Source organism: Desulfovibrio ferrophilus (assembly GCF_003966735.1).
In the GTDB taxonomy this organism is placed as follows: Bacteria; Desulfobacterota; Desulfovibrionia; order Desulfovibrionales; family Desulfovibrionaceae; genus Desulfovibrio_Q; species Desulfovibrio_Q ferrophilus.
Genome location: NZ_AP017378.1, coordinates 1,116,266 through 1,141,980, shown reverse-complemented (window position 1 = coordinate 1,141,980; position 25,715 = coordinate 1,116,266). Strand labels below are relative to the sequence as shown.

Below are 25,715 nucleotides of genomic sequence, written 5' to 3'. Positions count from 1 at the left end.
AATACCTCCGCGAGAAGCGAGACCCCATGAGCGAGAATCAAACCCCAGAGGTGCCCCGCCAGAGCATGGAAGCGGACATCGTCTGCGTCGGCTTTGGCCCGGCCGTGGCCGGTTTCCTGACAACGTTGTCCCGTGGCATGATGAACGAAGATGGCACTCCCGTAGCCGACTCCAAGGCCATGCCCGGTATGCCGCCGCAGGTTATCTGTTACGAACGTGCCGATGATATCGGCTTTGGCGTGTCTGGCGTGGTCACCAAGGGCCGGGGCATCCGTGCTTCGTTCCCAGATCTCGACCTGTCGCAGATTCCCATGGCCAGTGAAGTCACCGAGGAGAAGGTCGTCTATCTGTTGGATCCCATCGGTGCCAGCCGCAAAAGCGGTACGCTGAAGATGGGCGAAAAACTGATGGGTCTGATGCCGGGTTGTGACAAGTCCCTGCATGCCTTTGAATTGCCCTGGATTCCGCCATTTCTGAAGAAAGAGCCTGGCATGGTACTGTCCATGGGGCAGTTCTGTCAGTGGGCGGGATCACAGGTGATGGGCTCGGGCATGGCCCAGATCTGGCCTGGAACTCCTGTGGCAGGGCCATTGTTCGAAGAGGGGCGCCTGACCGGTGTGCGTCTGGTGGATCAAGGCGTGAACAAGCAGGGCGAACCCGAAGCCGGTTTTATGCCCGGCATGGATATCAAAGCTGCTCTGACCATCCTTGGCGACGGCCCCGTGGGACCTGTGAGCCACGCTGTGGACCAGGAGAAGGGCCTGCCGGAGGGCAAGCACCAGCGCGATTATGCCGTGGGTATGAAGATGGTCGTGCAGTTGCCCGAGGGCTGTGACCTGAAGCCGGGCACGGTGCTGCATACTCTTGGTTTTCCCGAACCTGAGATTTTTGGTTTTATGTATGTTTATCCTGACATGTCCGCCTCTCTGGGCATTTTCGTGCCCTCGTGGTTCGACAACCCGGTTCGTACGGCCTATCGCTATCTGCAACATTGGATGATGCATCCTTACCTCTGGCGTTGGCTGGAGGGCGGGACCCTGCGTTCCTGGGGTGCCAAAACTCTGGGCGAGTCCGGTAAGCATGGCGAACCGTTCCTGGCTGGTGACGGCTACGCCCGCATCGGCGAATGCTCCGGCTCGACCAATGTGCTCACAGGATCAGGCGTTGATGAGGCCTGGACCACGGGCATATTGCTGGGTGAAGCCGTGCTGGAACTGCTGCGCGAAGGCAGCGATTTCAGCAAGGAAGACCTGGAACGGACCTATGTTGCCAAGCGCCGTGCCTCCTGGGTGGAGTCCGAAGCTCTCGTGGCGGAAAAGGCCCGCGATGGCTTCCAGAGCGGCGTTGTGCAGGGTTTGATCGGCATGGCCATGTCGGGTCTGTCCGGTGGCAAGCTCAATTGGGGCAGTGCCATCAAGCGGCCCTATGAACGCATCCCGAGCATCGAGGAATTCTATAAGGGCCGAATCACCCCGTCGGAGATTGCACAAATCCGTAAGGACTGTACGGCCAAAGGCCAGGGGCTGCATGATGCCCTGATGGATAAAGTGGGCTGGCCCGAGATCCCCCTGGATGGTCAGATGCTTATTTCGCATCAGGATGCACTGCTCATGGGCGGCAAGGTACAGGCCAACCCCGGTTATGCCGACCATGTGATCTTCAAGCATCATTCGGTGTGCGAAGCCTGTAATGAAAAAATCTGTATCGAAGCCTGTTCCGGTCAGGCCATTGCCATGAACCCCGAAGGTGGTGTGCCGCTGTTTGATCGTGAAAAATGCGTGCACTGCGGGGCTTGCCTGTGGAACTGTTCCAAGGCCGACCCCAAAGACCCTGAGGCGACCAACGTCGCATTCAGAGCCGGTTCCGGTGGTCTGCATTCGGCTGAAAACTAGAGATGGAAGTCTTCGGCGTTCTTTTCGCCGACTGTATCACTCCGAAGATTGAGGAGATTATATGAGCTATCATATCGTGGTCTGCGGGAGCATTGTCCCGGACCCGCTCCAGACCCTGGAGCCCATGGATGGTCCGCAGGGACCGACGCTGAAAAATGAAATGATGCTGCCTGCAGTGCTCGATCCCTGGGCCGGGCATGCGCTGTTTGAAGCTGCCAACCTTGCCGCCAACGTGCCGGATTCCAAAGTCTGGCTCGTGAGCATCGGCCCCAAGGCCAAGCTGCAGCAGGTGATGATGAATATTGCCCAGAAGGTCCCCTTTGAGTTGGTGGTCATGGATGGTCCTGCCAGCGGTTTCATTGAAGCCGCCGACACCGCTGCCGCCTTGAAGGAAGCCATCGACGGTATCGCCACCTTGGACAAGGACAAGATGCTGTTATTCGGTGGCTGGCAGTCCGCCTCTCGCGGCACCGGTGCCGTGATGCAGATTCTTGGAGAGTTGCTTGGTGTGACCGAGCAGTTCCAGGGCGTGGACGAGTTTACTCCCGCCGCTGACAGTTCCTTTGAGGTCATCGAGCGCATCGAAGGTGGTAGCTACCTGCGCAGCAAGTGTGCTGGCGCTCCCGCTGCTCTGGGCTGGGCCACGGGTAACCTGCCCGAGCCCCCCAATAACCCTCAGGTGGGCATGCAGAACATGCGTTTCGTAATGCCCGCCCTGCAGCAGGCCAAACCCGCTGCCGTGGGTGCCGAAGGCGTGACCTACAAGAGTGTTGAGTTGCCCAAGGTGCGTCGTGACACACGTATCGTCAAGGATACTCCGGTCGAGGATATCGCCCGTGAGATCGTCGATTGGATCAAGAGTTAAGGGAGGCCGACATGGATACGATTCTCTATCTTGCGCATACCGAGGCTGATGGCTCCCTTTCCAAGACCGCTCTGGAAGCATTGTCTGCCGTGAAGTCACTGGCCAAGGGCCTGGGCGGTGGATTTGCCGTGGGTTTGGTGGGCGAAGCCGTACAGGCTGCTGCCGATTCCGTCGCCGGATGCGGTGCCACTGATTTTTATGCCGTACAGGGTGCGGACTATGCCGTCTCCCGCTACGCAACTGATACTGCCGCTTGCGAGGCTATCTGCAAGCAGGCTGGAGCCAACCTTGTGGTTGGTCCGGCCACGGCGCGCTTCTCTCGTTGTCTGCCTGGTGTTGCCGCTCGTTTGGGTGGCCGCACGGATACACAGTGCACCGGCCTTGCCGTGGACGGCGGCGAAGTTGTCGTCAATCGCTGGTATTATCGTCAGCGCATGGAGAGTGCCCAGACCCGCGCCCAGCGCCCCTGGGTGATTACCGTGGCTCCTTGCTGTTTCATGCCTGAGGAAGGCTGTGCCGGAAGCGCCAGCCTGACCGAGGTCGCCGTGAATGTTACGACCAGAACTGAAGTGGTGGGCGTGGAAGCTCCTTCCGCGGACGAACAGACGATCCGCCCCGAGGCCGAGATCTTGTTTGTGGCTGGTGCTGGTTGGACCAAGAAGCAGGCCGATGGTGCTGCACACATGAAGCAGGCCGAACAGCACATTTTGGGCTTCCTGGAAGGTTCCAAGGCCTCATTGGGATCGTCCAAGTCGCTGGTGGACCTGTCCGGTGAAGGCGAGGAAGTCTTGTCCTTCATGACTCACCTGCATCAGGTGGGGCAAACCGGAGCCACCCCGCGGCACAAGAAGGGGCTGGCAACCTGTTGCCACGGCGAAGAGCCTCATGTCGTTGGCTGGCGTTTCATTACCGAGCGTCGCGCTGTGAACCTGGACCCCAACTGCGGTTGGGCTCAGGGGAAGGCAGACGTGCTGTACGTGGCCGATGCCTTTGAGGTCATGACCAAGGTCAATGAGATGCTTGGCAAATAGCTCGAACGAATAGTTGGATTTCCGAGGCCCCGGCGGTATATGCTGCCGGGGCCTTGTCCGTGCAGTTATCGAGAAGGAGTGTTTATCATGGTCTTTCCTTTGGGCTCAGTGGTCAACGTGGCTGCCATTGTGGTTGGCGGACTTATTGGGCTCGTGGCGGGTGGTCGCCTGCCCGAGCGGGTGCGCTCCATCGTGTTCACTGGACTCGGGCTGTGTGTGTTGGTCATCGGTATGCAGATGGCTTTAATTACGAAAAATCCACTGATTATGGTCTTCAGTGTGGTGCTGGGCTGCATCACGGGCGAGTTGCTTCGTCTGGAGGACCGACTGACGAGCGTGGGCGACTGGTTGAAGGCCCGTTCGGGATCTTCAGATGCACGTTTTACCGATGGATTTGTCACGGCCTCGGTTCTGTTCTGCATTGGCTCCATGGCTATCCTCGGCTCTTTTGACGAGGGGTTGCGCGGTGACCATACAATTCTCTTCACCAAGTCCATTCTGGACGGATTCGCCTCCGTGGCTTTTGCTGCTGCGCTGGGGGTGGGGGTGATCTTTTCCTGTATCCCCGTCTTTTTGTATCAGGCCGGATTGACTGAACTGGCCACCGTGCTTCAGCCGTGGCTGACAGAATCCATGATGACGGAACTGACGGCAACGGGTGGGGTGCTGATTCTTGGCATCGGTCTGAGCCTGCTGGAGGTCCGTCGCATTCCCCTGACGAATTTACTGCCTGCCCTGGCCTTTGCGCCGCTTTTGGCGTGGCTTGTGGGGTAGAGAAGTCGGCAATTAATGTAAAAAAGTCCCTGAGTTTGCCGCTCAGGGACTTTGAGGTTAGTCACTTGCAATGATGATGTAGAGTGGGGCTCCATCTGCATCGAGTTTGGCTGTGCATGGATCTGTCCGGCAGTCGTTAGCTGTGATGCCCTCAGTTGAGGTCTCGAGAACCACGTTTTTGCCCGATTGACGATACGCTTCGGCGCGTACTGAGGCTTGTTGCTGATCTTCGAAGACATCTACGACGATATAGCTCATAACTTACTCCTGAATGTTTTTTGCAAGAGCCTCGATATTGGATTGATATCTGCCGTTCAAGTCCTTCTTGAATTTGTCGATGGGGTTTCCTGCGTACTTGTCCTTGAAGTTATCTCCAAGACCTGTGTTTGGGAGCAACAAGGCGAGGCGTTCACCATCGACGTTTCCTCCCTTCTGTACAAAGGCAATAATACGGCTGACGCTTTTGTTCCAAGTAGCAATTTGGGCCGTCGCGGCGTCCTTGATTTCTTGGGTAACCCCATTTGCAGAAACCTTGACCAGATCAGCACCGCCTTTGTCTGCCAAGGTGCGTGCAGCGAGGCCTGTGGCAAAGTACTGGGCTAGGCCTGATCCCGATTCTACGCCTGTGGCAGCGCCCTTGCCATTGAAGTCAGCACCAAATGAAGCAAGAACCGAATAGGTATCTCTATTATTTGCACCTTCTTCACCTTTGAAGAGCATTTGTGTGTTTGCCGAGCTGTTGCCATCCTTGTCTCTATTGGCAAGCAGGGGCAGCCACACAGCCTCCTGCCTATCGTATCCCAATAGGATGTTTCCTGAGGTCGTTGCCGCATCGTAACCAATATCGAAACCGACCTTGGTGTTTGTGCCGAACATCAGGGTATTGGTGTGTTTCGGAGTGCTGCATCCTGAAAACAGGGCACAGGCCAGAACGAGTAAAACAAAGGTAGTTATTCGACTACGGCACATAGTCCCTCCTTGAGGATAGGTCCCCATACAGACATGACATGGTTTATTTGTTCCTCATTGCTGACTTTGATCACAAGTCTACAATCGACCGGTATGCTTTCATTTCTACGATGCACGTATCCCAAGCCGAACCCTTTGTAGGCGTGAAGACCGAAGCATTCGATATCGTTTACGACGATATCTGCAGACTCAGGAGCAGTAGGAGGGGTGACGACTCTGACATATCCGAAATAATGCTGGACGATACTGCCATCATCACGCTTGGTGGTGCCGATGGCGCACCCAGACAGGATTGCCATTATGAAAAGGATCAGCACAATGACGGCTTTTTTCCTCATAGATCACTCCTCCCTTATTTTAGTGAAAGTAGTTGTCGCAGGGGATATTTCTCTGCGTCAACGAGGTTGCATTATTGATCCGTCTTGGGCTTTTTCGAAAACTGGTGAAAGAGCAGACTCATTTTGTCCGAGCTGCCTTTCGAGGAGCCCAGCCAGAAATTGAGGACCTGAGTGAAGCCGGCGGTCATGGTGCCCACAAGCAGGTATACGAGCTCCTTGTTGCCCCCGAGGTTCAAGTTCAGGGTCGCTGAGAGGATGACCAGAATGAGGACGAGAAAGAAACCTGAAGTGATGATAATCGATAGTATGACAGGAGCCTTGCCCAGGGATGTGTTCTGCAACGTTTTCATCAGGGATCTGGCATTTTGAGTGTCATCGTCTGGAGTGCAGCCATTCACCAGCGTAAAGAAATCGGTGCGGATTTCGCTGTCTGCTTGAAGCTTTTGGATGATTTGATCAGGCAGATCTTGGGAGAGCTGTGTGACCATGCAGGCGTATTTGATTATTTTTTCCTGTGAAATTGTACGCGCCGCGGGCTCACCCTGCGCATCCGACAATTCAAGTAGCTTTTCATAGATCCCCATGATCTCTCCCCCCCTGGAACGTGATGATTCATGACTTCAAGATATGACTTTGCTATTCTATATCTCACAATGAGTTATAAAAGGAAAGCGTTGGGAGAGAAGAGTATTCGTCTTTGATATCTAGCTTGTGCCTATAGCATTTGAGTGTTTTTGTGGGGTATTTCATATCGCCTGATAGGTGCTCTAATAATCTGAAATAACTATTGATATACATTTTTGTGCTGTGCTGGATGCCAAAATTGCAAAAAATGTAGGTTCTGTTTGACGAGGCGATACGGAATGAGTAATTAATTACTCACAGGCGATGACATTCTCTGTTCGTCGTTGCCGCTTTGAAATGCTAGTGTGGACTGGCCGACTTGGTGTCGGCTGGTGCCCGCCCCCAGGCTTATCCACCAGGCGAGGACCGCTGCGGTGGATTTTCCCGTCTTAAGGGGCTTGGGATTTCTTGAACAAACTGCGATCGTCGAAGGATAGTGACTGCTTATGACTCGCCAGCTTATTGCCCAGGAAAAGGATGCCTGCGCCATTATCGCCTACGTGGACAAGCGCGGACACGCGACCCACGCCAATATCGTCAAGACCATCGAAGCCTTGAAAAAGATGGCCCACCGTTCCGGTGACATCAATGACGAGGGTGACGGTTGCGGCATCTTGACGGATATCCCGCGCGAGGTGTGGGGGCATCGTCTTGAAGAGGCTGGGCTGTCGAGGCACCTGGCCGAGTCAGCAGGATTCTTCGTTGGGCATTTCCTGTTGCCCCATAGCATTCGTGACCGAACTGACGATATTCTGGCCATGATTCGGGACACCTTCACCAAGAACGGTGTGGAACTTCTGGCCGAACTCACGGGACAGACTCGTGATGATGAACTGGGGCCCATGGCCCGTTCTGAGGCTCCCTTATTTTGGCAGGTCGCTGGACTTGCACCGGTGGAAGGCAGCAAGAAAACCGTCGAAAAGCGCTTGTTCCATGTTCAGATGCAGCTGGAGCGTGCGGAGAAGGACCTGCATATCGCTTCGCTCTCGCGCGATAGCGTTGTGTACAAGGTTCGCGGTCTCGCGGACCTGTTGCCTCGGGTGTATCCTGAATTGCAATTGGAGGAAGCCCGCTCGCGCATGACCGTGGGACACAGTCGATATTCTACTAATACGTTGCCCACCGTGGAGCGCTCTCAGCCTTTTTCCATTCTGGCTCACAACGGCGAAATCAATACCATCGAGCGCCTGCGCAGTTCAGGCCGCGTGCTGGATATCGAGCCCGTGCCAGGCGGCTCGGATTCCCAAGACCTGAACCGTATTCTGGAAGGGCTGATCAATCTCTATGGGTTTGACCCGCTGGAGGCCTTTGCCATGGTCTTTCCGGCTGTACATACCGAAGTGGAGCAGTATCCCGAGGCCCTGCAAAAGGCGTACGGCTTCTTCCGCTGGTTTTTCCCGCCTTCTGCTCAGGGGCCTGCGGCCGTCATTGCCCGTCAGGGCCAGGTTTGCATGGGCAGTGTGGACGCTTTGGGGCTGCGTCCTTTGTGGTTTGGTGAAAGCGACTATGATTATTATCTTTCTTCTGAAAAAGGAGTGGTGGATATCGAAGACACCGTCTCCGATCCCAAACCTTTGGCTCCCGGCGAAAAGATCGCCATCCTGTCAGTGCCTGACCGCCGCGCCGTGGTTTTTGACTACACTTCGTTCCAGAAGCGTGTTGCCGGGCTTATGGCCGAGCGGGGTAAGGCTCTGGATTGCGTGGACGCACTGTATCAATCGATCCCGGACCAGAAGGGTGACAAGCGCCGGTTGGAATCCTTTTTGCCCCAAGGCAAGCGGGTGCCGACGGCACAGTTGACCGAACCCGGCTATTTGGCGGCTTTTGGCTGGCAGAAATACGATGTCGACATTCGCAAGAAGACGGCAACCATCGGGCGGGCAGTGATCGGTTCCATGGGATATCAGGGGCCTCTGGCTTGTCTGAATAAGGGAATGCCCAATATTTCCGAATATTTTAAGGAAAACGTGGCTGTTGTCACCAATCCGGCCATTGATAGGGAACGCGAGGCCGACCACTTTACCACTCGCGCTATTCTGGGCGATCGCCCGTCCGCGGACGGAGAGGGTAAACCTGCTGCCGTTGGCCTGGAACTCAAGACTCCGTTGTTGCTCGGCGGCTGTCTGGATGCCGAGGTCTGTGGCAGTGCCTTGTCCAAGCTGGCTCGGGCCTTTGGGACCCAGACCATCGACGATGTACTCAATTTCTTCACGGCACAGGGGCGCGACGCCTCGCGGGTGGCCATTCTGGACGCCACCTTCAAGCCGGGCAAAGGCCAGCTCAAGAAGCGTTTGGCCGCTCTGGCCGATGAAGGCGCGCAGGCTGTTGCTGATGGGGCCGTGGTCGTGGTGCTGGACGACTCCCGCAGTTTTTCGGACGGACGCTGCTATGTCGATCCCGGTTTGGCCGTGGCCTGGGTGGAGCAATCTTTTGCTCAGCGTCGTATCCGTCGCAAGTGTTCGCTTGTGGTCCGCTCCGCGGTGATTCGTAATCTGCATGACGTGATGTTCCTGCTTGGGCTTGGAGCCGATGCCCTGAACCCGTATATGATCTGGCGCATGGCCCGCGAACACGCCACGGAATCCCGCCCTGCCGAGCAGGTGATACGAACCACCATGGACGTGCTGCAAAAGGGTATCGAAAAGGTCATGTCCACCATGGGCATCCACGAATTATGTGGATATGGGCGCATTTTCGCTTCCATTGGTCTGGCTGATGATCTGACCAAGGTCTTTGCCTGTGCCAACTTCTGCCAGGCGGAGAAGATCGGTTTGTCCTTTGCCTCTTTGGAAGAGCGGGCGGCAAAACGTGTGGAACTGGCGGCAAGTGGCAAGGACGCCAAACTCTGGCGTGACCCCGCTCGTAACACCAAGGTTGGGCGAATCTTGCGTCGTGCTGCCGTGGGCGAGGCCGGTTTCCGCGAAATGGCCGATGGCCTGCGCGAATTAGAACAGGAAAATCCAGTTTCCCTCAGGCATTTGTTGGGCTTTAAGAAAGCTGAAGAGGCCAAGCCGCTGGCCATGAGCGATGTGGATCTGTCCATTGGCCGTCACGATATGCCCCTGCTTATCCCGGCCATGAGTTTTGGCTCTCAGGGCGAGAATTCGTTCAGGACCTATGCCGAGGCCGCCAAGCAGTGCAACATCATTTGCATGAACGGCGAGGGCGGTGAAATCCCGGATATGATGGGCAAATATCGTCATAATCGGGGACAACAGATCGCCTCGGGCCGTTTTGGCGTTTTCATGGAGTTTCTGAACTCTGCCGACTTCCTTGAAATTAAGGTAGGGCAGGGGGCCAAGCCCGGTGAGGGTGGGCATCTGCCCGGTCAGAAGGTGACCGAGATGGTGGGTTCCGCTCGTCATTGCAAACCCGGTATTGCGCTTATCTCACCGTCCAACCATCATGACATTTATTCCATTGAGGATTTGGCCCAGATCATCACGGAGCTGAAGACCGCCAATCCCGAGGCAAAGGTTTCCGTCAAGATTCCGGTGACCTCCGGTGTGGGAACCATTGCCGTGGGCGTCGCTAAAGCCGGGGCGGATATCGTTAACGTCTCTGGATTCGATGGCGGCACGGGCGCGGCTCGGGAACATGCCAAGAAATATGTGGGACTGCCCGCCGAAATTGGTGTGTCACAAGCACATCGTGCGCTGATCGAATCCGGCCTGCGCGATGAGGTCGAGCTGTGGTGCGATGGAGGCCTGCGTAGCGGCGCGGACGCCTTGAAAATGATCATGCTCGGCGCCAATCGCGTGGGCATGGGTACCGTTGCCTTGATGGGAGTTGGCTGTATCAGTTGCCAGCGTTGTCATCTCGATACCTGCCCCAAGGGGATTTCCACCCAGCTGCGAACCAAGGCCGAGGCCGAGGCGCGTGGGGTCAAGAACTTCAGCGTTGTGCAGATTGGTGAAGAAACCGGCAATCTGTCGCGTTTGCTCCGTTCCATTGGTGAAGAGATGCGTAGCATTCTGGCTGAACTGGGCGTTGCCAGTGTCAGCGAAGCCGTCGGACGAACCGATCTGCTGGAGCAGATTTCCGACCAGCAGCGAGTTGATTGTCATCCCTTGCTCGAAGCTCCGGCGATCGACGGGTCGGTAGGCCCTGCCGGGGCCATTCGTGGTCTTCGCAAACCATTGAATAACCTGACTAAACTTATTTCAGACATTGCCTTGGGAGAATTTGCAAATCCTGGAGTCACCGAAGTCCGCTATACGGATCAGTATGTGCGAAGTGTCGACCGAGCCGTGGGGACGTATCTGGCTGGAGCCATGGTCCGCGAGTATGGCTCCGAGGGTGGACGTACGGCACGTTTGCGCCTTGACGCTTCCGTTCCGGGCAATGGCCTGTGTGCCTTCAATATCCCGGGGATCGAGGCCATTGTGGACGGAGGCACACAGGATGGCACGGCCAAAGGCAGCTTCGGTGGGGCGCTCGGTGTATTCAAGGGCGCGAACCTGCTTGGGCGACGCGTGGATGGTTCTACAGGGAAGAGCTTTGCCTACGGAGCTATTGGCGGGCGCCTGATGGTGCAGAATTATGCTGATTCCCGGGCCTGTATTCGCATGTCCGGCGCTGATGCCATTTTTGGAGCGCGCATCACGAGTCCCGTTCGGGATGAATTGGGCAATATTGCGGCCCGTGCCCATCTGAAAGGCTTTGCCTTCGAGTACATGACTGGTGGGCGTGCTGTTGTCCTTGGTGACCCGGGCCCCTGGCTGTGCTCCGGCATGACCGGTGGCGTGGTGTTCCAGTGTCTGTACCCGGAGTTCGGGTTCACGCGTGCTGCCTTGACCCGTCGATTGGCCACTGGAGCAGATGTCACTATTGAGGTTATCAGTGATGATGGACTTAAAGAGGTCAAAGGGCTGCTCGCCGGTTATGTCGAGGAGCTTCGAGCCAGTTTTCAGGATGCCGAAGCCAGCGAAGTGGAAAGACTCCTGTCCGAGGCACGGCACCGTTTCGTGATGATCGTCCCGGCACACAAACGCCCGCCCAAGGCGGAATAGGTCGTCGCACGATCGCAGCCGATGGTTGCAGATGAATCGAATTGCATATCAAAGCCCCTCTTAGGAGGGGCTTTTTTAATGGAGTGTAATGTTTTGTTTCGAGGCTTGCCGTATTGGCTTCGGGACGATAGAAAAGCTCCATGAATCTGAAACAATTGTCTCCTCTGCTTGTGGTCCTGATGCTGGCTTTGTTGCTATGTGCCTGTGATAACCGCACGGTGAACACGTTGCTCATGGTGGATGAAAAAGCCCCCGAACCGCCCAAGATATGGGAAGGCCTGCCCGAGCCCCTTTCCCGTGTGGTCAAGGCTGCCGGCAATAACGGTGGGCAGATCCGCGGTTTCATCGAAAATTATGAAGAAGGGACACCCAAATATGATGCTGCTGCCAAGCAGGTTCAACAGATGTGTCTGGCCGACGCGGCGGGATTGAACATCAATGAACTGGTCGACAATCTGGAGCAAGCCTATGCATCGCGCGAGACCATGCCCTGGGGATCGCTGTTGTCCGAAGATCTGTTCCTGAATTATGTGGTTCCGCACCGCGTGGGGCACGAGATGTTCCGCCCCTGGCGCAAGCCTTTGTACGATGACCTCGCCCCTCGTTTGGGGCAGTTTGGTTCCATTTCTGAAGCTGTTCGTGCGGTTCGTCTGTGGACATACGAACAGGCCCATTTTGAGCCTTCGCGTGAGTACGTGGCCGCTGCCGTGGACACGGTCAATTGTTCCAAGGGGAGTGGTGAGGAACTGGCGGTGCTGTTGACTTGTGCTCTGCGCGCCGTGTGTGTTCCTGCACGTCTAGGGGGCCATGGAGCTGGACTCGTTGAATACTGGGATGGGCAATGGCAATTGGTAAACGCCATGGATTCCTCCGATTTGCCCCTGGCCGCGCGTGAGACGGCAGACAGGCGGCGTGAGGAGCAGGACAGGGCACTCAAGGGTTCGGCATTGGCCTGGATGGCCTCGCAGCGAAAGATGGCCTGTAGCCGTAATGACGCTGACAGGGTTTTGACCCAGGCAAGAGGCAACTGGAAAGAGGTCGCAGCGTATCTGTTGGCTATTCCCGGGTATCGTGCCGAGGCCTATTGTGCTTATGTGACTCATCTTTCGGATAAGGAATTGGCCTCTTTGCGTCCGGCTTCGGCTCTGGACAATGTGCGCATGGCTTTGGCTACCTCGAAGGCCAAACCGGAAAAAGAAAAAAGCTGGAACGAGTTTGTAACCAATGTATTGCCCAATCGTATTTTCAACGAACCGCCCAGCATGTGGCGCGGAGCCTATACCAAGCAGTTTATGGGGTATAAGCTATTGCTCGAGCCCGAAGTCCGCGCAGCTGTTCTGGTCTGGGCGCAGAGCTTGGAACTGACAGAGGGTTTTCCAGCCGGGCCTATGATGACGCCGCTTCAGATTATCAAGTCGAATCGCGTGAGCAACGAGACAGAACGGCAACTTGCGGAACGGGCGGCGCTTAGAGCGTTGGGTTATAAGTAATATGCAGAATCCATAGTTTCCTACTCGGTTGTCTTTTTCTGACAGTGTGTTAGATATCATATAAACCCCGGAACCCAGTAGGAGGGTCGCCATGTCCGAGTACAAGCAATCCGACATTCCGTGCAAGATTTGTCACGGTGAATTTCTTAAATTCGACGATGGCAAGACAGTACGGTTTGAAAGCAACGGAGAGGCCAAGGATGTCTTTTTCGGGGACGAGTGGACAGCTACGGTCCAACTGTTCCCTGCCAATGAATACGAATTTGAGTCCAGTGGTAAGAAGGTCAAGTTGACGGCCCTGTTTGAAGACGGGCTGCAGATCGAATACGCCTAAAATAATATTCTCCGGGGATGGATTGAAAAAGGGGAACCGCTGCGCGGTTCCCCTTTTGTTGTGTAGAATTGAGATGAACTGATTTGGTAACGGTCTTCAGTCCCCAGGCCTTTTGTCCCCGGAATTACAGCCCCTGTTGGCGCATGTATTCAATCAGGTCGGCGATGCGGCAGGAATAGCCCCATTCGTTATCATACCAGACATAGGTCTTGGCCAGGGTGCCCCCCTGAACGATGGTGAAATCGGCTTCCACGATGCCCGAATGCGGGTCCGCGATGAAGTCCGAAGACACCAGTGGGAGTTCAGAGTAACCCAAGATGCCCTTCAACTCACCCTGAGTGGCAGCCTTCAGAGTCGCTTTCAGTTCTTCGGTGGTTGTTTCCTTGTCCAGAACGGCCACAAAGTCCACAAGAGACACCGTCGGGGTGGGGACGCGCACGGAATAGCCGTCAATCCGGCCCTTCATCTCCGGCAGCACCAGAGAAACTGCCTTGGCCGCGCCCGTGGTGGTGGGGATCATGTTGCAGGCCGCGGCACGGGCACGTCGCAGGTCCTTGTGCGGCAGGTCCAGGATGCGCTGGTCATTGGTGTAGGAGTGGATGGTGGTCATCACTCCCTTGTTCACCCCAAAGGCCTCATGCATGACCTTGACCGCAGGGGCAAGGCAGTTGGTGGTACACGAGGCATTGGAGATGATGAAGTGCTTTTCAGGGTCGTAGTCCGTATGGTTCACGCCCATGACCAAAGTGATGTCTTCTTCCTTGGCCGGGGCGGAGATGACCACGCGTTTGGCGCCGCCATCCAGATGCTGTGAGGCGGTGGGGCCGGTGCGGAAAATACCTGTGGCCTCGATGACTACATCCACGTCCAGTTTTCCCCAGGGGATCAGGCGCGGATCGCGTTCGGCCAGGCTTTTGATGGAAAAATCATCGCCAACCAGGATGGTGTCACCTTCAACGCGCACTTCGGCCGGGAAGGTCCCGTAATTGGTGTCACGTTGCAGCAGGTGGGCGTTGGTTTTTACATCGAACAGGTCGTTGACGGCCACGACCTCCATGGTATCGCGATGATGCTGCCAAATGGTTTTGACCACTTGGCGGCCGATGCGACCGAAACCGTTGATGCCGATTCTGGCTTTTTTCATGCTATCCTCCGGGCGTCTGGCGCCTGTTGGCTCGAATCTTTCTCTTTCAATGTTCTTAATTAATTATTTTTCGTTTTGAAAATTCTACTGGCAGATGGAGGGTGCAGAGGGCGTTAGATGCGAGGTGCAAGGCTAATCCGATTCACGTACGCGAGGGTTCGGATTCGCCGCAGCAACAACGCAGATAATGTTCTCTGTGCACTCCACGCTAGTCGTCAAAGGTCTGGTAATTATACGCCTCTGCCAGTTCGGATGCCCGCTTCAGGGCATGGAACATTCGGGCGTTCTCCAGAGCGATGCCTGAAAGATTGGCGATGCAACCAAGGAACTCTTGTTCCTCGGCGCTGAACTCGCGAGGTTCACCGGAATAGACTCTGAGCACACCAACGACCTTGTCTCCGCGAGCCGTCAGGGGCACGACGACCAGCGACACAAGGCCTTCCTCGGCGGCTTCATTGCCATACTGGAAACGCTGGTCGGTGCGGACGTCAGGGATGAGCACGGCATCTCCGCGTAAAACATCCTGATCCAGCAGACTTTTTGCAACTTGTACCGGGCCTTTCTGGGCGTATCGTTCGCTCAGGCCATAGGAGGCGTCAGGCAGCAGGATTTCGCCCGAGGGGTCCAGCAGGCGGATGAAGCAGCCTTTGGCATCCATGGCCTGGGTGACCTGCTCGGCGATGCTGGCCAGGACCTTCTTGGGGTTCAGGCTCGAATTGATGACACTGGCGATCGTGTAGATCGATTTATACAGCCGTTGATTGCTCATGATCGGTCCTGCCTGTTCTGGGTTGTGGGCGCCGTTGATCTCCGACGCAAACGTATCAGGATATAGAATGCCCAAAAAGAACGAAACATGACAAGGAAAATCGTATGAATCGCAAAGCAAAATCGTTTTTTGATCGTTAAAACGATAGGGGCAATTCCAGACTGAAAACGGGATCAGGACAGAGTCTGGGGGATTCGGGCAAAGGAAAAGGCGGCTGCTCCATTTGGAACAACCGCCTTTGAATGTGTGTCAGGCCCTGGTGATTAACCGATGGGCGTGTTCTTGATCAGGCTCCAGATACCACAGGGGCAGGCGTCGGCGCAGAAACCGCAACCGATGCACTTGTCCGGATTGGAGACCATCTCGAAGTCATCGTCCTTTTCCTGGCGGCTGATGGCACCCTGAGGGCAAACGGTCACACACAGTCCACAGTCGCGGCAGGCTCCGCAACTCGAGCATTCGGTGGCGCATTCCTGCACCGAGTCGAAGCTATCCTTGCGCGGATCAAAGTACTCCAGGCTCATGCGGGAGTAGTCGATCATTTCCGAGAGCCTGCCTTCGTCGTCCACATAGTCCAGGCGGGCGCGCAGGTCGGCGGTCATCTCGGCAGGGTCGCCCACGGGGCGGGCGCCGGAGAAGATACCGTCCATGACCACAGCAGCACGGCGGCCATCACCGATGGCCTGGGTCAACAGCCCCAGTCGGATCACGTCGCCGATGGCAAAGACTTGCGGGTCGGTGGTCTGGAAGGCTTCATTGACGGTGACGTAGCCCCTGTCGGTGTCGATGGTCTCCGGCAGGAAGTCCAGATCGGGCATGTCGCCGATGGAAATGACCACGGTATCAGCCGGGATCAGTTCCCCTGTGTTCAGGAGTAGGCCTTCAGCGGTGACTTCCTTGGAGAAGCAGGGCCAACGGAATGTGGCACCGTATTTTTCGGCTTCCTCGCGCTCCTTGCCGAAGCTTGCAGGTTCCTGCACGTCCAGCAAAGTGATTTCCTCGGCGCCCAGGCGCCCGGCTTCGGAGGCCACATCACAGCCCACATTGCCTGCACCGATGATCACGATGCGCTTGCCGGGGGTGGCGGAGCCATCCTTGGCGGAGCGCAGGAAATCACCCGCGGTAACGAGGCGTTCCTTACCGGGCATGGGGATAATGCGCGGTTTCTGGGAACCTGTGGCCAAAACGACGAACTCGAAGTCGTTCTTCAGCTTTTCGAAGTCGGCCTTGGTCAGATCCTTCTCTACCTGCACATGAGGTAAAATCCGGCGTACGCGCTCCAGTTCAGCCTTCAGGACATCCGTGGGAATGCGGCCTTCGGGAATCTGGGAAGTGATCTTGCCGCCCAACTCCTTCTCGCGGTCGAAGATGGTGGCTTCGTGTCCCAGCAGCCTGAGCTGCCACGCCACTGAGATACCAGCCGGGCCACCGCCGATCACAGCAACCTTGTGCCCGGAAAGTGCAGGCAGTTCAGGGTCGCTGGCATCAATACCGGCCTGACCAAGCCCCTTGGCGTCCACAGGAGCCATCTTCTGGGTGGTGCGGGTACAACCTTCCATGCACAGGTTGGGGCACAGATGCCCACAGACCGTAGCCGGGAAAGGGGTGTAGCGCATAGCCAGGTCAACGGCCTTGTTCAGCTCTCCGGCCCGAATCAGGCCCCAGCGCTCGCGCACAGGAATACCCGATGGGCAGGAGTTCTGGCAGGGGGCCGCGTATTTGCGGTTTTCCCAGACCGGGACGTTGCGACGCATTTCGCCGGTGGTAATCAGCGGGATGGGGGAGCGGTCCAGGCTGGTCAGATCGCCGATCAGACCGCCTCTGCCCAGCTCGGCGTCCCAGACGTCGCTATGGAACTCGGCCATGGTGCGGCGTTTCTTGGAAACACGCTCCAGCGGGCTTCTGGCTGTAATTAGCTGCCATTCTTCGCGATTGCTGAATTTCTTCAGTTCTTCGGGTTTGCCGACCTTGTTCAGGAAAATCTCAAGATTTTCGGTCAGCCAGGCCCAATCCTCGTCGCTGATTTCAATAATCTTGGCGTCGGCTGTGGAGTAGCCCTTGTGCGGACCGCGGAAGAAGATCTTGCCGCCCACCATGCCTACGCAGGGACGGTAGCCAAGGACGTTGTCCGGCTTGACCGGGTTCAGCCCGCAGACAACGGCGATGCCGCCTGCCATGAATTCGGCAAAGTAATCACCCACGTCGTCCTGCACCCACAGTTCGGGTGGAGTCAGGCGAGGATTCTGCTTGGTCATGGTCATGCCGCGTGAACCGATGTGTCCACCGATGTAGACTTTGCCCTGCGCCATGGCGTTGCAGATGCCGTTGGAGGCATTGCCACGCACCACGATCTCGGCGCCGGTATTCAGCCAGCCGATGTCGTCGGAGCCAGGCCCGTCCACTTCGATGCTGGTTCCGGGAAAGCCCATGGACCCCAGGCGCTGGCCCGGGGAGCCCGTGACCTTCACGGAAACGGGGACGTCTTTGTTGATCCACAGGCGGCCACCGATGCCGTGCTGACCGCAGGCCTGCACTTCGATGGTGGTGGCTCCGTCCTTGACGGCCTGTTGGATGCGTTCCTCCAGGATGCGGGATTCGATGCGCTCCCCGTTGTCCTGGCCGCTTATTTTGATAATGTTGCTTTTGGCCATGATATGTCCTCTCCCTTACACGCAGTAGCGGATCTGCAGCCGGTCGGCCGCGGCCTTGTCCGAGATACCCAAAGCGTCGGACATGCCGATGGGCAGGGCAGTGGAACGTCCGAGCGGGGCAAGGATCTTGCGCATTTCCGCATCAAAGGACGTGAACACGTCGACCACTCTCTCCGCCACTTTTTCAGGATCCAGCCGGCGATAGAGGCGCGGGTCCTGGCTGGTGATACCCTTGGGGCAGACACCGATGTTGCAGACGTTGCAACGGTCGCCTTCGCTGCCCACACAACCAGCAGCAGCCTGCATGATGTACTTGCCAATCTGAACGGCAGAAGCACCCATCATGATCAGAGCTGCGGCGTTGGCAGCGAGGTTGCCGTTCTTGCCGGTACCTCCACCTGCGATGATGGGCAGTTCGTTCTGTTTTCCGATCTTGCACAGGTTAAGGTAGCAATCACGGATGCTTGAAGCGATGGGATGTCCCATGTGGTTCATGGAGACATTGTACGCCGCACCAGTACCACCATCTTCGCCATCGATGGCCAACCCGGCAGCGTAACCGTTGCGGGCAAGGTTGTTCAGCACAGCCAGCGAGGTCGTGGTGGCGCTGATCTTGGGGTAGACAGGGACACGGAATCCCCAGGCCATGGACATGGACTGGATCATCTTGGCCACTGCCTCCTCGATGGAGTACTTGGTCTGGTGCGTCGGAGGCGAAGGCAGAGACACGCCCGTGGGTACGCCACGAATGGCGGCAATGAGCTTATTGACCTTGTGCCACATGAGCAGACCGCCGTCGCCGGGCTTGGCGCCCTGACCATATTTGATCTCCACGGCACAGGGATCGACTTTCATCTCGGGGATGGCCTGGATGATTTCATCCCAGCCGAAATAGCCTGATGCGACTTGCAAAATAACGTATTTCAGGAAGCGGGAACGAAGCAGGCGGGGCGGACAGCCACCCTCTCCGGTGCACATGCGCACCGGCATGTTCAGTTCCTCGTTCAAGTAGGCCACACCCATCTGCAAACCTTCCCACATATTGGGAGACAGAGCACCGAAGCTCATGCCACCGATCATCAGCGGATAGATTTCGCGTACCGGCGGCATCCAACCCTGTTCGTTGAAGGTCTTGATGCCTTCTTCGGGGGGGAGAATGCGGCCAATGAGGGTGTTCATGCTGAATTCATGGCGCCCGGCGTCCAGGGCTGGATCCGTGAGCATGGAGATGCGTACGAACTTGATCTGATCCAGCAGACTGCCCGTGTCGTTGCGGCGACCGCCTCGGGTGCGGGCTGCGCCTCCACGGTTGCTGTGCATGGCAAGCTTGGACTGCTCGTCGCTATGCATGGGCATAATGGCATCGTTGGGACAGACCTGGGTGCACATGGCGCAACCGATGCATGAAAACGCGGGGTCGGTCTTCTGGCGAATACCATAATAGATGGAATAATCATTCTCGGACTCGGTTTTCAGTCCCATCTTGACTTTAATTTCGCGCTTTCTATGAACACCCAGTTCAATGGCCTGCACCGGACAAACGGTGGTGCATGAACCACACAGGGTGCACTTATCCTTGTTCCAGTTGATCTGCCAAGGCAGATCCTTGATGCTTAGCGTACTGGGGGTAATGACTGCGTTTGACGGCATATCTTAAGCTCCTGACAGTCAGGGGTGACTATGGCGGTGTCCAAATGCATGGGTTGGAAGTCGGCGGTCTTGTCCCGCTCGGGGATGGCGGCATCCAGGCCACAGATCTCCGAGGAGAAGGCGTAGATGCCGTTTGCTCCGCCGACAACACCGGGGCGTAGTTTTTTGCGGTCCTGGACCATGAACATGGTCTTGTCCGGCAGACAGCCGATGACGCAGTTGGGGCCATCGATAATCATCTTGCGGCAGACAGTTTTCAGGTTTGCAAGGAAGGGGGCGTTTTCATGTCCCTGCATTTCCTCGTCGGAAAGCGGAGTGATGATGTGCTTGTAGGCCTCGATGGGCAGACCAAGCCGACGGGTCGCATAATGAAGGATATGGGTGAAAACTTCAGAATCGGAATGATAGCCTTCGTAACCGGGGATGCCCAGGCCCGTCAGATATTCCTTAATAGGGATAAATGCCGTGTTCTCACCATTTGTCATGGTGCAAATACCCTGAATGAAGAAAGGGTGGCAGGCATAGAGATTGATAGCGTAGTTGGTGTTTTGTCGGCCCTGAGCCAGAATCTGGCGGGCACGGAGCTCCTCGCGATCAACCTGAAGATATTCGCCCACGTGCATGGGATCGCCAATCTCCTTGAGCATGATCACATCGGGCCAGAAACTGAACACTGTCATGTCTTCGGCATCGAGGCCCATGTGTTTGAGATCCAAACGGGTCTGCATGGTCCGCAGTTCGATTTCCGACTGCGGCAGATGCCTCCAGTCTTCGGGGATGTCATAGGCTGCAACCAGATACACGTCACGCCTGGGGGTACCTTCCGGGGGAGTTTCAGCCAGGTCCCAGGACAGGCGGTGACGTAGTTTGAAGCCGTGCTCGGACATGTATGTCACGAGGCGTTTCTCGCCATTCTTGGTGAAAATACCGGAGAGGATAGGGCATCCGGAAAGCTCTTCGAAAGGACCGCCAAGTCCGGTCAGGAACAGTCCCACACCAGAACCGTCATGGCCTTCGCGCATGACGTCGAGGGCCTTGACGGCCCGCATGGGTGAGACGGGTTCAGAGCTGGTGAGCGCGAACAATCGGCACATCGTCGTCTGTCTCCCTGCTGCAAGTGGTTGTCGTGCGTCACCGCTTGTGGCGGCGTGTCCATCAAACTGAAGGCAAAGAGTGCTATAAAGACATAGGCCTGTGAGCATCTTCGCCAGGAAGGTCCGGCTGCCCTGTGAAAACTCACAGAAAGCACTGGCGACCTTAAACGGGGAAATCTTTTTATAGTAATAGATTGTTTTCGTCTAGAGTTGAAGGCACCTATTTTTTTACAAATATGCAAAGCTATAATTTTCATTGCTGTCAAAAATGGTAAAAAACAATGGTTTTGGGTGCATAGAGTCAAGGGCTTTGAGAACAGGAAGCAAGAGCTGAACAGGGTGATTAGAGTTGACGAAAGAGTAAGGACGATTTAACAGGACTCGATGCGGCGTTTTGCCGCATACCGCCTGGTTTCGGCTAGGTATTTATATTAAGGAAATGATACCGCCCATCGGGGCGGCCCTTCCATGTAATCGTTTAGGAGGCCCAATGTTTTTTGCAGACGTAGCCTACGCCATGGGCGCCCAAGGTGGCGCTGGTGCCGATGCCGGCAACCCGCTGATGTCCATGATGCCGCTCATCCTGATGTTCGTTATCTTCTATTTCCTGCTGATTCGTCCGCAGCAGAAGAAGGCGAAAGCGCATAAGGATATGCTCGGTGCTCTGAAAAAGGGCGACAAGGTCCTGACCGGTGGTGGCATGTATGGTCGTATCGAGGCCATTGACGGCGATGTCATCTCTGTTGATCTGGGCAGCGGCCTGATCGTCGAAGTCAATCGCAGCTTTGTTTCCGGCCTGGCCGACCGCGCTCCCAAGAGCGCCAAGCCCAGCAAAGGCGACAAGTAACTGAATCGCCCCGCGCAGATATGTGCGCGGACCTGGCGAAGGCAAGCCTGCCAAGCCGCGCATAGCGCAGGCAAGGTCGCTTGCCTTCGTTTTTCATAAGGCGTATTCATCCTGTGCTTTTTTGGCGTCGATTGCGTGGGGAAAAGCCCCGCGCCACGTATCGTGACCGGATCTGAGGAGAACCAATGAAAGGCACCCTGCGTTACCGCATTATTTTGGCCCTGTTTGTGGGCATCTTGGGCCTTGCCTGGGCCCTGCCGTCCTTTGTAGGCAAGGACTCCCCCTTGAGGAATGTCCTGCCCGCCGATGAGATCAATCTCGGCCTGGACCTGAAGGGCGGAGTGCATCTGACCCTTGAGGTGGATGTACCCAAGGCTGTGGAGTACACCCTGAGCCAGATGGGTCAGGACATCAAAGCCGGAACCCTGGATGAAAAGATCGTGGTCACCAAGACCACCGTCCTTCCGGGTGAGAAGCTCCAGCTCTCCGTTGTCCGCGAAGGTATGCAGGAAGGCTTTGAAGCTTATCTGGACGACCATTATGGCAGTGCTCTCAATATTGAACTGACAGAGCCTCAGGCCGACGGCACCATCCGATATGTGCTTGCCATGGCTTCGGATTATCGCAAGAACGTCGAGCGCTTGACCATTGATCAGGCCGTCAAGACCATGCGTAACCGTATTGACCAGTTTGGTGTTGCCGAACCCGACATCCGCAAACAACAGGGCTCTCGCATCCAGGTGCAGTTGCCCGGTCTTGATGATCCGCAACGTGCCATTGAACTCATAGGACGCACGGCGCACCTCGAATTCAAGTTGGTGGATGACGATGTCAGCCCGACTCAGGCCAGGGTCAAGGGCCGTGAGGTTCTTCAGCGCAAAGTGCTGAAAGCTGATGGCTCATACAGCTCCGAGCCCATCGTGGTGTACAAGGAAGCTTTGCTTTCCGGTGAGTACATCGCCAACGCGGGTACCAATTTTGACCAGTTCGGTCAGCCTTATGTCACCATGACCTTCAATACCGCTGGCGGTCGCAAGTTTGCCCGCATCACGGGCGAGAATGAAGGGCGCCGTCTGGCTATTGTTCTGGATGGTGAAGTGTACTCGGCTCCGGTCATCCGCGCCAAGATCGTTGGTGGTCGTGCCCAGATCGAAGGCAACTTCAGTACCGAAGAAGCCCACGACCTGGCCGTGATCCTGCGTTCAGGCTCTCTGCCTGCGCCGGTGCACATCCTTGAAGAACGCAGCGTCGGTCCCTCCCTGGGGCAGGAATCCATCGACAAGGGCATCAAGTCCACCATGGTGGGCTTTGCTCTGGTTCTGGTCTTCATGGCCCTGTACTACGGCTTCGGCGGTATTGTGGCCAACCTCGTGCTGCTTTTGAACATTGTGTTGATCATGGCAGGATTGGCGGCCTTCGGGGCTACGCTTACTTTGCCGGGTATCGCCGGTATCATCCTGACCATTGGTATGGCGGTTGATGCCAACGTTATTATCTTTGAGCGTATCCGAGAGGAATTGCGGCGAGGATTGTCACGTGGACAGGCCGTTGCCGAAGGATATGGCCGCGCCACGCTGACCATTCTGGATGCCAACGTCACCACCATCATTGCTGCCATCATCCTGTATCAGTTCGGTACCGGCCCCATTCGTGGATTTGCCGTGACCTTGACTCTGGGTATCCTGGCCTCGATGTTTACGGCCATCTTTGTCTCCCGCATCCTGTTTGATCTGTTCCCGGCGATCAAGAAGCCTGTTTCAGGTCTGTCCATCATCAAACCGAACACTAGGTACAACTTCATTGGTCGTCGCAAGATCGCCTTTGTCGTCTCCACACTGGTGATTCTGATTGGTATCGGTTCCCTGCTTGTGCAGGGTGGCCCCAAGTACGGCGTTGACTTTGCCGGGGGTATCACCGTGCAGGTCAAGGCCGATCACGATGTGGATATCGATTCTCTCAAGGGTGCCATGGACGGTTCCGGTCTGGATGGCGTTGTCGTCCAACGCCTGGGACTGGACGAGGACAACGAGTTCCTGATTCGCATCTCCGAGAAGGGCCTGACCACCAATATGGTTCGGGGCAAGGTTCAGACCGCGTTGGAGCAGGTGCCTGACGGCAAGTTCGAGATCCAACGTCAGGAGATGGTTGGTCCCAAGGTCGGTGCAGATCTACGTGAGAAAGCTCTGGAAGCCATGTTCTTCGCGGTGCTGCTCATTGCAATCTACATCTCTGGACGATTCGAGGCCCGTTGGTTTACCGCTGGAATCATGGCTGCTGGCCTGTCAACGGGAGTGTACCTGCTGGGTTTGATCAACGTGCCCATGAGCGTGTTGATTTTTGCAGCTCTGGGCATCACCTTGGGACTGTGTTGGTATCTACGCTTGAATTATGCCCTGGGAGCCGTCGTGGCCCTGATTCACGACGTCATCATAACCATCGGTGTCTTCTCGCTACTGGGCAAGGAATTCGATCTGACCATCGTGGCAGCGCTGTTGACCATTATTGGTTACTCCCTGAACGATACAATCATCGTCTTTGACCGAATCCGCGAGAATCTGCATGGCAAGAAGCGTCCGAGCTTCAAGGAGATCATCAATATCTCCGTGAACCAGACTCTGTCCCGTACGTTGCTCACCTCCGGTACGACCTTGCTGGTTGTGCTGGCGCTGTTCATCTTCGGCGGCGGCGTGATCCATGATTTCGCCTTTGCTTTGCTCATCGGTGTGTTGGTCGGTACTTACTCCTCCATCTTCGTGGCCAGCCCGATCCTGCTTGGATTTGGCCCCAGCAGCGTTGAGGAAGAGAAGACCGAATCACCTGCCGTTGCCTAACTGTTGGTTATAATAGATAGATATCGCCCGGTTCCGCATCTGCGGGGCCGGGCGTTTTCGTTGGTCAGAAGAGGCGAAACGGCCTGTTGAGAGTGTGACAGCAATGAAGTATGGAAACCCAATGCAAACAACAATGCGTATCATATTTCGCTGGATATTGTTCGCCTCGGTCATGTGCGGGGCGCTGGTGTCATCGGGGTGCTCTTGGCGTGATGTGACCGCCAGATGGGAGTTTTCAAACCCCAAGGCTGCCGTTGAAACATATACAACGGCAGAGACTGCCGAGGATGCGGCTCGTTGTTTCCCCGCCTCCTGGCCTTTGGTCGAACGTAAAGCCTTTTTTGGGCGCCTCGGTGAGTGGACAGACCACAACATTGTGACTGTTCGCCCCACGTTGTTCAAAGGCGAGCGAATGTCTGTCTACGATGGAGCCTCGGTGGTTATCGTGGCCGAGGATATGGAAGTCGTACAGGAAGTGACTCGTGCTGATGGAAAGCAGCGTTTTTGGTATTTGCTGCGTGACTGCGAAGGGCAGTGGAAGATCATAGCCTTGTTCAAGAACTCGGAATAATTTCATTTTTTAATTCAAATAGTCAGCCCCGGTCCAATGGACCGGGGCTTTTTTGTGAAGATGTGCAAGATGTGCAATACGCGGCACGGACTGCTGCACATTGCTGTGCATAATGCTGCACAAGCCGAGTCTGTTTCAAACACTTAAGTTTATTTAATGTATAAATATCAATAGGATAGTTTTTGGCACGGCGATTGTAATATGTCTTGCAACGAAGGCAACGCAAACTCCTTCGATAGGACACTCCTCCTCAGTCCATATGCCCCTCAAGGGGTTCCTCGTCCCCCCCGAGGAATCCTGCGAAACCCTCCCCCCGGCCCCTGTTCAAGGGGCCGGGGTCTTTTTGAGGGAAAATCTGATTCAATGGAAGAACCTGCGAGAGGATAACCTGGATTAATCATCCGAATCGGTCTTTTTACCCTTTGAGATCTTTTTTGAACTTTTCCGTTCTTCCTTTTTCAAGGCCCTTTGGGCTTTATTTTCTTCCTTGCGTTGTTCACGCATCTGCTTTTTGTCCTGCTTGATTTCATTGTGCAGAGCTTCCCTTTCTGTTTTGTGCTTGTCGCGAAGTTCCTGCATTTCGGTTTTATGTTTTGCCCTGAGAGCTTCTGCTTCCTGTTTATGTTGCTTCTGTAGGTTTTCCATTCTCTCCTGGCGATATGAATCCTCATCGGCTTGGGTGTCGTCCTGCGCCACGAGGAATGAACCTTCGGGGAGTATTTGCTCCGCTGACGCCTGCATATTCGAACCTGTCCAGATGATCGACAGAGCGATCAACATCATTACCTTGATCCATTGTTTCATGGCTTGCCTCCTGATTAATATGTTC

The 25,715-nt window shown here is 55.8% G+C and carries 20 protein-coding genes; 10 read left to right on the top strand and 10 right to left on the bottom strand.

Translation table 11 applies throughout. From position 1 onward, the window contains the following. The first annotated feature begins 26 nt into the window (after window positions 1-26). The 4 genes from EL361_RS05275 to EL361_RS05260 all read left to right on the top strand — a co-directional run bounded on the left by EL361_RS05275 (window position 27) and on the right by EL361_RS05260 (window position 4,562). Complete coding sequence (locus tag EL361_RS05275) at window positions 27-1,892, top strand: 4Fe-4S ferredoxin (protein WP_126377326.1); 1,866 nt, start codon at window positions 27-29, stop codon at window positions 1,890-1,892. Between the two features lie 61 nt (window positions 1,893-1,953). Further along, a complete protein-coding gene (locus EL361_RS05270) occupies window positions 1,954-2,757 on the top strand; it encodes an electron transfer flavoprotein subunit beta (RefSeq protein WP_126377324.1) in 804 nt (267 codons plus the stop codon). An 11-nt stretch (window positions 2,758-2,768) separates the two neighbouring features. After that, complete coding sequence (locus tag EL361_RS05265; protein WP_126377322.1) at window positions 2,769-3,788, top strand: electron transfer flavoprotein subunit alpha/FixB family protein; 1,020 nt, start codon at window positions 2,769-2,771, stop codon at window positions 3,786-3,788. Window positions 3,789-3,875: 87 nt separating this feature from the next. Continuing rightward, window positions 3,876-4,562, top strand: a complete 687-nt coding sequence (locus EL361_RS05260) for a DUF554 domain-containing protein (RefSeq protein ID WP_126377320.1) — start codon at window positions 3,876-3,878, stop codon at window positions 4,560-4,562. A gap of 57 nt (window positions 4,563-4,619) precedes the next feature. Here EL361_RS05260 and EL361_RS05255 read toward each other — a convergent pair whose 3' ends face one another. The 4 genes from EL361_RS05255 to EL361_RS05240 all read right to left on the bottom strand — a co-directional run bounded on the left by EL361_RS05255 (window position 4,620) and on the right by EL361_RS05240 (window position 6,453). Continuing rightward, the gene (locus EL361_RS05255) at window positions 4,620-4,820 is read right to left on the bottom strand and encodes a hypothetical protein (RefSeq protein ID WP_126377319.1); all 201 of its coding nucleotides are present in this window, start codon (window positions 4,818-4,820) and stop codon (window positions 4,620-4,622) included. Window positions 4,821-4,823: 3 nt separating this feature from the next. Then, complete coding sequence (locus EL361_RS05250; RefSeq protein WP_126377317.1) at window positions 4,824-5,438, bottom strand: hypothetical protein; 615 nt, start codon at window positions 5,436-5,438, stop codon at window positions 4,824-4,826. 74 nt (window positions 5,439-5,512) lie between these two features. Further along, the gene (locus EL361_RS05245; RefSeq protein WP_126377315.1) at window positions 5,513-5,869 is read right to left on the bottom strand and encodes a hypothetical protein; all 357 of its coding nucleotides are present in this window, start codon (window positions 5,867-5,869) and stop codon (window positions 5,513-5,515) included. A 71-nt stretch (window positions 5,870-5,940) separates the two neighbouring features. Further along, a complete protein-coding gene (locus EL361_RS05240) occupies window positions 5,941-6,453 on the bottom strand; it encodes a hypothetical protein (RefSeq protein ID WP_126377313.1) in 513 nt (170 codons plus the stop codon). A gap of 486 nt (window positions 6,454-6,939) precedes the next feature. On the opposite strand from EL361_RS05240, the gene EL361_RS05235 reads away from it, so the two are divergent. From EL361_RS05235 to EL361_RS05225, 3 genes are all read left to right on the top strand, one after another. Further along, window positions 6,940-11,505, top strand: coding sequence for a glutamate synthase-related protein (locus EL361_RS05235; protein WP_232034879.1), 4,566 nt, complete (start codon window positions 6,940-6,942; stop codon window positions 11,503-11,505). Between the two features lie 140 nt (window positions 11,506-11,645). Beyond that, complete coding sequence (locus EL361_RS05230; RefSeq protein WP_126377309.1) at window positions 11,646-12,995, top strand: transglutaminase-like domain-containing protein; 1,350 nt, start codon at window positions 11,646-11,648, stop codon at window positions 12,993-12,995. Between the two features lie 91 nt (window positions 12,996-13,086). Then, window positions 13,087-13,329, top strand: coding sequence for a hypothetical protein (locus EL361_RS05225; RefSeq protein ID WP_126377308.1), 243 nt, complete (start codon window positions 13,087-13,089; stop codon window positions 13,327-13,329). A gap of 124 nt (window positions 13,330-13,453) precedes the next feature. On the opposite strand, the gene gap is transcribed toward EL361_RS05225, so the two are convergent. The 5 genes from gap to EL361_RS05200 form a co-directional block, all read right to left on the bottom strand. Then, complete coding sequence (gap, locus tag EL361_RS05220) at window positions 13,454-14,473, bottom strand: type I glyceraldehyde-3-phosphate dehydrogenase (RefSeq protein ID WP_126377306.1); 1,020 nt, start codon at window positions 14,471-14,473, stop codon at window positions 13,454-13,456. 208 nt (window positions 14,474-14,681) lie between these two features. Continuing rightward, complete coding sequence (locus EL361_RS05215; protein ID WP_126377304.1) at window positions 14,682-15,242, bottom strand: GAF domain-containing protein; 561 nt, start codon at window positions 15,240-15,242, stop codon at window positions 14,682-14,684. A gap of 263 nt (window positions 15,243-15,505) precedes the next feature. Next, a complete protein-coding gene (locus EL361_RS05210; RefSeq protein ID WP_126377302.1) occupies window positions 15,506-17,893 on the bottom strand; it encodes an FAD-dependent oxidoreductase in 2,388 nt (795 codons plus the stop codon). Window positions 17,894-17,908: 15 nt separating this feature from the next. Continuing rightward, on the bottom strand, window positions 17,909-19,543 hold the full coding sequence (locus tag EL361_RS05205) for a glutamate synthase-related protein (RefSeq protein WP_126377300.1): 1,635 nt from the start codon (window positions 19,541-19,543) through the stop codon (window positions 17,909-17,911). Then, window positions 19,507-20,637: a class II glutamine amidotransferase domain-containing protein gene (locus EL361_RS05200; RefSeq protein ID WP_126377298.1), complete on the bottom strand. Its 1,131-nt coding sequence runs from the start codon at window positions 20,635-20,637 to the stop codon at window positions 19,507-19,509. Before EL361_RS05200 ends, EL361_RS05205 begins: the two co-directional genes overlap by 37 nt. Window positions 20,638-21,127: 490 nt before the next feature. On the opposite strand from EL361_RS05200, the gene yajC reads away from it, so the two are divergent. The 3 genes from yajC (at window position 21,128) to EL361_RS05185 (ending at window position 24,886) form a co-directional block, all read left to right on the top strand. Then, window positions 21,128-21,484: a preprotein translocase subunit YajC gene (gene yajC / locus EL361_RS05195; protein ID WP_126377296.1), complete on the top strand. Its 357-nt coding sequence runs from the start codon at window positions 21,128-21,130 to the stop codon at window positions 21,482-21,484. Between the two features lie 185 nt (window positions 21,485-21,669). Further along, a complete protein-coding gene (gene secD, locus EL361_RS17345) occupies window positions 21,670-24,315 on the top strand; it encodes a protein translocase subunit SecD (RefSeq protein ID WP_126377294.1) in 2,646 nt (881 codons plus the stop codon). 133 nt (window positions 24,316-24,448) lie between these two features. Next, the gene (locus tag EL361_RS05185) at window positions 24,449-24,886 is read left to right on the top strand and encodes a hypothetical protein (RefSeq protein ID WP_126377292.1); all 438 of its coding nucleotides are present in this window, start codon (window positions 24,449-24,451) and stop codon (window positions 24,884-24,886) included. A 393-nt stretch (window positions 24,887-25,279) separates the two neighbouring features. Here the strand turns inward: EL361_RS05185 and EL361_RS05180 are convergent, their stop codons facing one another. Next, the gene (locus EL361_RS05180) at window positions 25,280-25,690 is read right to left on the bottom strand and encodes a hypothetical protein (RefSeq protein WP_126377290.1); all 411 of its coding nucleotides are present in this window, start codon (window positions 25,688-25,690) and stop codon (window positions 25,280-25,282) included. Window positions 25,691-25,715: the final 25 nt, after the last annotated feature.